The sequence below is a fragment of the bacterium genome (genome assembly GCA_028820935.1).
Classification (GTDB): Bacteria; Actinomycetota; Acidimicrobiia; order Spongiisociales; family Spongiisociaceae; genus Spongiisocius.
Genome location: JAPPHZ010000048.1, coordinates 1 through 9,984, shown reverse-complemented (window position 1 = coordinate 9,984; position 9,984 = coordinate 1). Strand labels below are relative to the sequence as shown.

Below are 9,984 nucleotides of genomic sequence, written 5' to 3'. Positions count from 1 at the left end.
GGTCAGCACACCACCAATTCAAATATCCCGACTCCGGAAAACTGGGGTATCACCTTAGGCCTCTTTGGATTTCCGGTTATCAGTATGAGTATCGTAACTTGGACTTCCGAGGAGCCGTCCTCGTGGGCGGAGCTGTCGCCCTCGGAGCAATCGGAGTTGACGGACGGCGGCGGGCACGTCACGTAGTGGGTTGATTGGGACCGGTACTACTCCGCTCCGAGCCTGTGGGTGTACCTGGCCTTGATCGGGCCGGTGGTTGGGGCAGCAATGGACGCATGTCGGCAACGGGGTGACGGAGGGCAGGTCAGCCGAGTTCACCATCACCGCCAACCCCAAACCCACGGCGGCTTTGGCCGTGAGCGTGACAGTCACCGCGACAGGCGACTACGGGGTCTCGACGGGGACGCGGACGGTGACGGTCCCTACCACGGGGAGCGCGACGCTGAGCGTGGCCACGACCGGCGGCTCCGCGGACGAGGCCGACGGGTCGGTGACCGTGACGCTGAAGACGGGGAGCGGCTACACGGTGTCCTCGTCCCAGGGTGCGGCCACCGTCGCCGTTGCGGACGACGACGCCGCGCCGACGCCTGAGATCAGCATCACCGGAGGAAGCGGGATAACGGAGGGCGGGTCAGCCGAGTTCACCATCGCCGCCAACCCCAAACCCGCGGCGGCTTTGGCCGTGAACGTGACCGTGTCGCAGAGCGGCGATTACGGCGTCAACACCGGCACGCGCACAGTGACCATTCCTACCACGGGGAGCGCGACCCTGAGCGTGGCCACGACCGGCGGCTCCGCGGACGAGGCCGACGGGTCGGTGACCGTGACGCTGAAGACGGGGAGCGGCTACACGGTGTCCTCGTCCCAGGGTGCGGCCACGGTGGCGGTGTCCGATGACGATGATGCGCCCCCCGGCAACCAGCGGGACCCTGACGGTGTCCATCGCGGAGGCTGAGACGGTGAGCCGGGGAGAGGCCCTGAGATTCTCAATCTCGTTGAGCGAGGCCGCTCAGCAAGACATCACCGTCGCCTACAGCCTGAGCAACAACAAGGGCATGATCGCAGGTCTGGACTACTGCGCCCTTCCCGCCGACGAGGAACCAGACGCCGACTTCACGTGCAGGGACCTTGGACATCCGTGGGACCATGACCACAAGGTCGGCCAGGTGACCATCGCCGCTGGTGAAGACTCCGGAACGCTGTCGATCTGGATCCCTGCGGACGCCTGGGTCTCGGGTAAAGCGTGGATCTTCGTAAAGCTCACCGAGGTGGAAGGGGCCAAGGAGATCACCGATGACTTTGCAGGAGGCGAAGTTAACGAATAGGCCGCAGGACCGTCGTTAGAGATGACGGATGTGGAGCCCGGCTGCAGACGGCAACCCAGGCTCCTGATGTCGGGCTGTTGGAGCGGTAGCTCAGGCCGGGAAGGCAACACCGAGGGCCACACGACAGAGAGCCGGTCCGATGCCGAGACAGCACACGAACCACGGTAGAAGGGTCTACGTCTTTCCCGGCGACTTCCCGTCCGGGAAAGCAATGTTGGGTCCCACGAAGTCGGAGCGTACAACCACTTCCAACTCCCTTGCGGGTGGCTCTGTCTGAGCGCCGGCACCCACGGTACCGGCGGCTAGCAGCAGCACCACCGCTGCGAGAAGTTTTCTCTTCATCGGAACCTCCTTCTATAGGCTACTCCGATGTCTCGCATAGAGTATCACGATATATGGCAGCGTGCAAGCGACCACGATGGATTGCAAAAAGAGCTAGCGTTGCGTGGCGTTAGCGCCACACCTGGCATTTGCTGAGCTGGTGGGGTAGTTGCGCGGGGGTATACCGCAACAGTAAAGCAGCCTTGATTTGGCAGGCCCCGAAAGTACCCAGGCTCGGAGACACAAACAGTTCTGCCAAGCCCAAAGGTGAGCGCTTTCGGGGCCAACCTGATAGCCAGCCACGGCCCGGCTCAATCGGTCGACAACGAAAAGATGAAGAGTGGCAATGCCTCTGGAAAGTCTCTCCTGATTCGGATCACAAACCTCTGCCCCTGGAGCGTCGGTAACAGGTTTTTGGTTAGCATCTCCTCCCACTCAGGGAAATCGCTGTCCAGGCGAGACCAGAGGTCCTGATGGGGGTCGCTGGGTTCCTCCGTCCGGTCAGGCGTCCGGCCTGCTGCTATGACCGGTCGGGAGAGCTTTGGCCATGTGCGCCCGATCGCCGAACTGATGTCGAAGGCGTCTTCTTCGAGCGTGTCCTCCAGACTCGAAGCGAAAGCCGGGCCATTCGCCCGATCCATAAACTTCTTCCAGACTACTTCGTCGGCAACCAGTGCCTCATCGAGCGCATCCATCCAGTCCTCTGGCCGCAGTTCGCCCTCGGCCTCGGGCTTGAGTACATTGCCGAGTCGTCCACTCAAGCGTTCGAACAGAAACACATGGGGTCGACCGTCATGAGAGGACTCCATGAGAACCCAGAGTTGGTGGTCGGAGTCAACCAGCTGGATCTGGTGGTGATTGAGGAGCCCTCTGACTTTATCGACCCACCCTGGTAGCTCACCCAGAACCGATTGATAGTCCCGCGCGGCCGAGAACGGATTCTCCGCGTGTAGCAATCCCCCGAGCCGGTCATAGAGGACGCCAAAATCGCTTCGAGTCAGATATCCATCCCTGACCTCAAGTGTCTCAGTGACTCTCCCGTCGACCGGATCGACAACCTGCTTGGTCGGCCTTGGATAAAACGCGGGGTGGACATTCTCGAGGTCCTGCAGGATCCGCTTCGCATGCCAATCCTTCCGGAAGTTATTGCGGTGCTCGGCATACGCGGCACGATTCGCGACCAAGGATGCAAGGGCGATGACCTCAAGCACCGAGCGCAGCTGCAAGCAGATGGTCTCAACTGTCGTTTGAAGGTATACCGCGTGAGCATTCCCGGAAAGGAAGTGCTCGATCACGTCGATGCGTCGCTTGGCCTCTTCCATACAGTTGGCATAGCGAGCCATGTCTTCTGCCGTTGGAAGATCGGTGGCGCGCTCCTCTATTGCAGCCATCTGAACGCCTTCCACCCTTCCCCAGCCTGCAAGGAATCTTAGAGCCTTAGCGGATAGGGGCTGGGTCGGGGCTCCAGCGGTTTCTCCAGTCGATGAGTTTGGCTGCGAGAAGGAGGGTGATGGCGAGTTGTAGTTGGGCGTGGCGGTGGTGGGGGTGTCGGTCGGTGTTGCGGCGGAGTTGTCCGTAGTTAGTGAGCCATGAGTTGGTTCGTTCCACGGTCCAGCGCATACCGAGGGGTGTCTTGGTGCTGGTGCCCCTGGCTTGACCTCGGGGTCTTTTGCGGGCGCAGTTGATGTCGTCGATTCCGTAGTGGTGGCATAAGTCCTGGATGCGGTTGTTGTCGTATCCGCGGTCGAGGTGGAGGGTCTCGATGTCTGCTATGAGCCCACGGTCGGCCGCGGCTTTGAGGGTGGGTTCGAACAGAGTGGTGTCGTGGCGGTTGGCGCCGGCTAGTGCTGAAGCGAGGGGGATGCCGTTGCGGTCGACCATGATCGACCATTTGATACCTAACTTGCCCCGGTCGCAGGGGTTTTTGCCTGTGCGTGCCCCGCCGTAGGGTGCTTTGTGTTGGCTCCCGTCAACTGACACCTCAGATAGGTCCAAGCCGACGATGCGGTCGTAGGCAGCGAGGGCCTCTGCCTCGAGAGCTTCGAACACACCGGCTCGGACCCGCTCGTCTCGGCGGGTCCGCAATGTGGTGTCAGACACCACCCCACCCAACAGACGTTCGGTGTCTTCCCAAGAACAGCCCACTACCAAACGGATCAGCACTCCCCGAAAACAGACCTCATCGGGTATCCGCCGGCGGTGACAGCCCAGGGGATGGTCTGACACCGCTTCGGGGATCAGCCGCTCGCAAGCCGCCCATACAGCGTCTATCACTTCGGGATCGAGCGCGCGCATAATAGGTCCTCCACCAGTTGGGGTTGTGTCGCACTCGGTATGCAAGCCGAAACAACACCTCAACTGGTGGAACCCCCCAACCTCCACCAATCCGCGCGGCCTCTTAGCTCATCACAGGATTATCGTGTCGCCTCGGGGGTCTGGCTACAAGCAACCGAATCACGTCGCGCGAGCGACCGCAGTTGTCGTGCGGAGCACAAACAGGTACGCGGGAGCACCGCAGGTAAGGTTGGCATCGACGAGCCCGGCGTACAGGGGAACGCCCCATGATGGCCAGCGCGATGCAGACACTGGCCCATGCTCACGATAGGCGATGCTACCGTTCGCCTCGCTTCGTTCATTACTCCGCCCGCCCGGCACTGCGAGCCTCGCACTCGCGCGGTGATGATCCCCCTCGCGGGCGTCGAGTGGGGAAGTGCCAGCCAGTAGGTCCAGCATCCGCTTCTCCGCGCTCCCGAGTTGCGTCACCACCGCATTCGCGAGGTCTCTCGGCCCAGGCGGTGTCGCGCGTGCGCCGCCTGACGAACGCCACGCCCAGAGCCGCTTCGGCTTCACCCGGCGCACGGGGTGCTCCGCCTCGCGCCCGGCCAGGTCGACCAGCCACGCCAGGCTGGAGTCGGGCTTGACGACCGGCGTGTTCCCGCGCCCGTGGCGAGCGGGCTGCCAGACGCGCGCCCGCGCCCCCTGGCCGATGACCGCTCCCAGCGTTCGCCGCCGCGCTGTGGTGGAACCCCGAGGGCTCCCGCAGCGCGCGCACGGGGGTCCTCCTCGGGGTCGGCGTCGGCAATCAGCGCCGCCAGCTCGTAGAGAAGCGCCACGCCGTCGAGGCGCTCGGCGAGCAGCCGCAGCCACAGGCGGGACACGGGATGGTGATAGAGCAGGTCGTCGTCGCCGAGGGCCGCGACGCCCGCCGCCGTGGGGACGTGGCGCCGCAGCGGACGGTCGCTCAGCATCGCCCAATCGCTCGCGCAAGGAGGAGGCGGGCAGGTGCCTCATGCGCGAGAGGTCCTCCACGCTGGCGAAGGGCGTCTCGCAGAGGAGTAGCAGCGTCTTCTGGAGCGCCTGTGTCAAGCGTGGCGGGCGGGGTCGCTCAAGCGATACATGGCGCGCCTCGCCCGCGCGGGCGCGCGTCGCCGCGGCGAGCTTGCGAGGCGTGTTGCTGGCCTGGCTCATCACCGCGCGGGGCAAGGCGCGGCCCGGCTGACCGCGCTCGATGTGCGCGAGCAGGTAGTAGCCGATGGCGTAGTACAGGTCCGGTTCCACGGTGCTGCTCCGGCATCCGCCGTCTAGCGCACTATGTTCGGTAGACCGGTCGAACTCCATCCCGCGCTCTGGTGGCCAGGCCGGCATGGGAGCGCGAGGCCCGAGGCGGGCGTGGCGCGCGTGCTGGAGTTAGTTCGAGGTTTCGATCAGAACGCGACCGCCGTCGCGGACTTGAACGTTCACGTCGCACTGATCGAGCAGGCGCATACCCACGAGCGGTGTCGTATCCGACACATAGGCATCGACAGCGACGGGGTGACTGTCCCACAGTACGGTGACGCTGTGGACATCGAAGGCCTCCTCGCTGCCGTTCGCGAGGATTGCCTGAGCGCTCGTGACAAACGGCAACCCCAACTCCGCCACCAACCTCGGCGGCAACGTCAGGAAGCCGTTGTAGCCGGTGTCGATCACGGCCTCGATATCCCGGGCATCCCCGTCCGGTCCTCTCAGCAAGAGCGCGACGATGGCCTCATAGGAGGAGTTAACGACCCCCTCGATCACCCAGCGTCTCTCCGCACCGAACTCCCCGCAAAGCTGTAAACAGCCCGGTGACCGACGCGAACGCTCCACACGTCCGTTGCCTCCGGGCGCTGTGCACGAAGGAGCTCAGCCGCGCCGAGGACGGTGTCGGCCACGACCCAGTCCCCAGTATTAACGTCGATGGCGACGATCGCCCCATGGTAAAGCGACTCGACCTGCTTGCGGATCTCGCGCTCATAGATCGCCTCTCCCAGGCGGGCCCTCTCTTCGGGAGGTCGACGTGCCGTCATCGCGAACTCTCTCGGTGCGGTGTCACAAGACAGCATAGCGCCGCCGCCAAGCCGCTCCAACCCAAACCAGGCGTGGCGCGGCAGGGCGAATGGCCCCCAAACCCGCCTTCGATCAGACCGGCCGCTCGATGCTGAGTCGGTGACGCCCGGCGATCCCCACGTGACCCGCGCGCTCGCGGTACGGGGGGCTGCGAGTTCGGCGATGGTGCCGACACGGGCGAGCGCCAGCATGAGATATCCGCCGCCCCGTACCGGCATCGCGCACCTCAGCTCGCGACCTACCGAGTACGGGCCCTGCTGATCGGGGAGACACGGATATCTGGTCTGCTGGGTCGGGAGGTACCGGCCGGAGGGCAGCGACCATCTTGCCGACGAGATCAGGTCCGCTGGCCAGCCACACCACCTGGTCTACTTACACATATGTGTTTTCGATGGTAGGGTGATCCTGTAGCAACGGTTTTGTCGTAGCCAGCCGGTAGCTTGAGGACTATGCGCCAAGTATCGCAATCCGACGAGAGTCGCTCGCCTTCAGAGTACTTCAGCACCGATCTTGGTCGGATGGTTGCAGGCGACTCCATCCTGGTGTTGGGGGATCTCCCTACTGCATCTGTGGATCTCATCGTCACCAGTCCGCCCTTCGCGCTCGTACGCAAGAAGGACTATGGGAATGCAGACGCGGATCGGTACCTGGACTGGTTCCGCCCGTTCGGAGAGCAGTCTCGCAGGGTGCTGAAGGACTCGGGGAGTATGGTGATCGACATCGGCGGGGCGTGGATCCCGGGTTCGCCTACCCGCAGCCTCTACCACTTCAAACTGGTCATCATGCTCGTAGAGGAGATCGGCCTCCACTTGGCTCAGGAGATCTTCTGGTGGAACCCTTCGAAGCTCCCTTCTCCTGCAGAGTGGGTCACGGTTCGGCGGGTCCGGGTGAAGGACGCGGTCAATACTGTCTGGTGGCTCTCCAAGACCCCTTGGCCTAAGGCCGACAACCGCCGCGTGCTCCAGCCCTACAGCGATGCGATGAAGTCTTTGCTCCGTAACGGCTACCGCTCGATGAAACGCCCGTCCGGTCATGACATCAGCGACAATTTCGCGAAGAACAATGGAGCGTCTATCCCTCCTAACCTGATCGCGCTTCCTAACACAGAGAGCAACAGTCGATACTTGCGGTATTGCCACGAGGAAGGCATCACACCACATCCGGCCCGGTTCCCGGCGGACCTGCCTCAATACTTCATCCGGATGCTCACTGACGAGGGTGACTTCGTGGTTGATCCGTTCGCTGGTAGCTGTGTGACCGGCGAGGTGTGCGAGCGCCTATCGCGGCGCTGGCTCTGTGTAGAGATGGAGAGGGAGTACCTGCGGGGGGCTCTGGGCCGCTTCGACGAAACCGAAGTCAACGGACAGAAGCCCGTGGCTAAGGATTGGTACCGCGTGCCGCGGCCCGGTCTCCTATGGGATGCAGGCACCACTCCTGTCCCGCTTGCTGAGGATGGCGGACGCGGGTACCGCTTACGGCGGAATGCGCGCCTCTGACTTTGCGTACGCTGGCACGTGTCTCTTGCAGGGGCTTATCAGAATCTGATGTTCTCGTCGGTGTCCCTCTAGGCGGATAGGTGGCTCAGCCAAGCGATATACCCGTTGGTTCGCAGTTCACTCCCGATCTCGTAGACCTGTCGGCGTTCGTAGATGCCATCATCGCGCACAGTGGCGACAAGCCGGCTATGGAGGAAGCAACAACCCGTGAGCCGGTCCGAATCCAGCCTTACAAGAAGCCCCCTACCCGGAGGCAGGCCTCCTTGCCACTCGAGGCTGCCCGCCAGTACGGTCTCATCGAACCCACACCCTCTTGGGAAGCAACCCCTCTTGCCTACGACCTCGCTGCGTTGGAGGGCGATGATCTCTATCAGGCGTTCGCTCGGCACATCCTGCTCAACCTCGGCGGTCTCCAGGTGGTCGAGGCGGCCCAACAGATGGTGCACGACGGGCTCAAGGTCACAGGCGATACTCTGGCGGCTTACCTGACCGACCAAGGCTTGCAGGTCGGTATCCACAACACAGCTATCAATAGCCTCCGCAAGTGGCTGGCCGAGGCCGATGTGTTCCCGAAGGGACGGTATCGCGCTTGGGAAGTGGACCCTGCCGCCAAGGAGCGCTTGGTCGGGATGAGCGACGAGACGGTCGCTGCCCTGGTTGGACTAGGCGAAGAGCAGCAGGCCTTTGTCGAAGCCTTGTGCCGCATCGAGCCCGATGGTCGTTACCCGGCTGCCGATGTGCGGGATCTGACCGAAAGCATCATGGGCAGACGGGTCGATAGGGCCAACATGCCCAAGACTTTCCTCGAACCACTACAGGAGGCGGGGCTCATCGAATTCACGACCCGCGGTACATCCGGTGGTAAAACCTCGCATCTCCGAACGACCGACCGCTTCGACGCAGAAGTCCTCAGACCCTTTATCGCCCGCACCATCAAACACCTAGACCCATCCCTCATCGCCTACTACCGACGCCGACCCACCGACATCCGCGACGACCTGACATCCAAAGATAGGAACACCAAGGGCGAAGCGCTCGAAGCCCTAGCCATCTGGGTTATGCGACTGCTCGGCCTGCGCTTCGTAGCCTGGAGGAAACGGGCCGCTGACCAAACAGCGCACGCCGAGGTCGACGTGCTGCTGGCCGGAACCTTGGGAAACGTTCCGACACGCTGGCAAGTGCAGTGCAAAAACACACCGTCTGGCCGCGTCAGCCTGGAGGACATCGCGAAAGAGATAGGCATTGCCGTCGTTACAAAGGCAACGATCGTGTTGATATTCGCCAACTGTCCGGTAACCACGCATGCACGTAACTACGCGCAAGAAGTGATGAAACATAGCGCACTGACCGTCATGATACTCGACCACAGTGATCTCAATGAGATTATCGACTCACCCGGCCGTATAGCAACGATCCTAAGGCGCGAGGCACACAAGATTGCCAACATCTCACGTTACGGGGCTGACTGGCTAGCCCGATGAGTCATGCAGGGTAACCGGGTGGCAGACACAGCAAACCGAGAAAGATGGCTCCCACTCAGCGTGACAGACCTAACAACCGAGATTGAGGAAGCAGCAGAGGCTGCGCGAGGGATAGCCAGCAGGCTAACCATAAGAGCGGCCCCCGAGAGCAGGAGCAGCCTGAGGGACAAGAACACATAACTTATGCCTGACCAGGTGTTTTTAACGGTCTATTAATCTGTTGCCTGATCCGCGATGACCTGAGGTGGTCAACTAGCTGAGGCGTTGTCGTGATCGGGTTGTCTCAAGGACGAGGCTGTTGCGATCTCCTCCAGTAGGGGGTTCATGCCTATTCTCAATCTTTCCAACGAGGTCTCGATGGGCCCACTGTCGGTAGCCAGCCCCTCAAGTAGCTGAGCACCACATGCTTCTTCGTCGATCAGGCCCGGAACCAGGGCATATTCCAATTGATCCGCAGACACAATGGTTGTTGGTATCGAGGCTGGCTTCACTGCATCCGTTAGGTGGTGCCACGGCAGATTGAGGTAACGCTCGCGCGTAACGACCAACCCGCGGAGTGGGCGAGCCTTCAGGTCGGGGAACTCTGGATGCCCTCCTCTCATCAATTCCGCTGTGTGGGTGATCTGCTGACAGGCCCGGTTGATGCCCCTGTCCATGTCCCCGTTGTCAGGGAAGATGCCCGATCTCGTGAAGGCGTTGGGAGCGACAGACTTAGCCTCAACGAGCACAACCACCTCGGGTGTCTCGATGATGTAGTCAACGCTCTTCTGAGAGCGGCCATAGCTGACCTCGGGGTGAAGCGTCGCGTGGGTAAGGAGACGTAGCTGCTCCCCGATATAGCGTTCGTAGCGTTTTCCTAGCCTGGACGCGAACCCCTCGAAGGCTTTAGGGCCGTCGTCCTCCACGGCATCGCGCCCTAGGAAGTACAGACCTTGAGGCCCCGCACCTCCACCTTTATTTGCTATTTATTCCCTGGTCAGAGCCATGTTTGGA

Annotated in this window: 12 protein-coding genes; 5 read left to right on the top strand and 7 right to left on the bottom strand. The window is 62.3% G+C overall.

Annotation, left to right across the window (positions count from 1 at the left end; translation table 11 throughout):
• From OXM57_14470 to OXM57_14460, 3 genes are all read left to right on the top strand, one after another.
• Positions 1-186, top strand: a 186-nt coding sequence (locus OXM57_14470) for a hypothetical protein (protein MDE0353884.1), incomplete at its 5' end; no start/stop codon positions are given.
• 103 nt (positions 187-289) lie between these two features.
• Positions 290-955: a hypothetical protein gene (locus tag OXM57_14465; protein ID MDE0353883.1), complete on the top strand. Its 666-nt coding sequence runs from the start codon at positions 290-292 to the stop codon at positions 953-955.
• Between the two features lie 4 nt (positions 956-959).
• Positions 960-1,325: a hypothetical protein gene (locus OXM57_14460; GenBank protein MDE0353882.1), complete on the top strand. Its 366-nt coding sequence runs from the start codon at positions 960-962 to the stop codon at positions 1,323-1,325.
• A gap of 174 nt (positions 1,326-1,499) precedes the next feature.
• Here OXM57_14460 and OXM57_14455 read toward each other — a convergent pair whose 3' ends face one another.
• The 6 genes from OXM57_14455 to OXM57_14430 all read right to left on the bottom strand — a co-directional run bounded on the left by OXM57_14455 (position 1,500) and on the right by OXM57_14430 (position 5,974).
• Entirely contained in the window at positions 1,500-1,667 is a 168-nt protein-coding gene (locus tag OXM57_14455; GenBank protein ID MDE0353881.1) for a hypothetical protein, read from the bottom strand.
• A gap of 290 nt (positions 1,668-1,957) precedes the next feature.
• Positions 1,958-3,037, bottom strand: coding sequence for a hypothetical protein (locus OXM57_14450; protein ID MDE0353880.1), 1,080 nt, complete (start codon positions 3,035-3,037; stop codon positions 1,958-1,960).
• A gap of 46 nt (positions 3,038-3,083) precedes the next feature.
• The gene (locus OXM57_14445) at positions 3,084-3,941 is read right to left on the bottom strand and encodes an IS5 family transposase (protein ID MDE0353879.1); all 858 of its coding nucleotides are present in this window, start codon (positions 3,939-3,941) and stop codon (positions 3,084-3,086) included.
• Positions 3,942-4,492: 551 nt separating this feature from the next.
• Positions 4,493-4,894: a hypothetical protein gene (locus tag OXM57_14440; GenBank protein MDE0353878.1), complete on the bottom strand. Its 402-nt coding sequence runs from the start codon at positions 4,892-4,894 to the stop codon at positions 4,493-4,495.
• Positions 4,895-5,333: 439 nt separating this feature from the next.
• The gene (locus tag OXM57_14435; GenBank protein ID MDE0353877.1) at positions 5,334-5,705 is read right to left on the bottom strand and encodes a clan AA aspartic protease; all 372 of its coding nucleotides are present in this window, start codon (positions 5,703-5,705) and stop codon (positions 5,334-5,336) included.
• Positions 5,702-5,974: a hypothetical protein gene (locus tag OXM57_14430; protein ID MDE0353876.1), complete on the bottom strand. Its 273-nt coding sequence runs from the start codon at positions 5,972-5,974 to the stop codon at positions 5,702-5,704. The genes OXM57_14435 and OXM57_14430 overlap by 4 nt, the downstream gene beginning before the upstream one ends.
• A gap of 558 nt (positions 5,975-6,532) precedes the next feature.
• Between OXM57_14430 and OXM57_14425 the strand changes: the two genes are divergently transcribed.
• Both OXM57_14425 and OXM57_14420 read left to right on the top strand, forming a co-directional pair.
• Positions 6,533-7,510, top strand: coding sequence for a site-specific DNA-methyltransferase (locus OXM57_14425; GenBank protein ID MDE0353875.1), 978 nt, complete (start codon positions 6,533-6,535; stop codon positions 7,508-7,510).
• An 80-nt stretch (positions 7,511-7,590) separates the two neighbouring features.
• On the top strand, positions 7,591-8,991 hold the full coding sequence (locus OXM57_14420; protein ID MDE0353874.1) for a restriction endonuclease: 1,401 nt from the start codon (positions 7,591-7,593) through the stop codon (positions 8,989-8,991).
• Positions 8,992-9,239: 248 nt separating this feature from the next.
• Here OXM57_14420 and OXM57_14415 read toward each other — a convergent pair whose 3' ends face one another.
• Positions 9,240-9,896, bottom strand: coding sequence for a hypothetical protein (locus tag OXM57_14415; GenBank protein MDE0353873.1), 657 nt, complete (start codon positions 9,894-9,896; stop codon positions 9,240-9,242).
• Between the last annotated feature and the right edge of the window lie 88 nt (positions 9,897-9,984).